At 65.0% G+C, this 243-nt stretch carries 1 pseudogene; it reads left to right on the forward strand.

Annotated elements, in window-relative coordinates:
* Positions 1 to 243: pseudogene (locus tag SB771_RS36480) on the forward strand (translational GTPase TypA); the annotation flags it as partial.

Raw genomic sequence — 243 nt, forward strand, 5'->3', positions numbered from 1 at the left:
GACGATGAACTTCCTCGTCAACTCGTCGCCGCTGGCAGGCCGCGAAGGCAAGTTCGTGACGAGCCGCCAGATCCGCGACCGCCTGATGAAGGAACTGAACCACAACGTCGCGCTGCGCGTGAAGGACACCGGCGACGAAACCGTGTTCGAAGTGTCGGGCCGCGGCGAGCTGCACCTGACGATCCTCGTCGAGAACATGCGCCGCGAAGGCTATGAGCTCGCGGTGTCGCGTCCGCGCGTCGT

The organism is Burkholderia sp. SIMBA_051 (assembly GCF_046534915.1).
Classification (GTDB): domain Bacteria; phylum Pseudomonadota; class Gammaproteobacteria; order Burkholderiales; family Burkholderiaceae; genus Burkholderia; species Burkholderia ambifaria.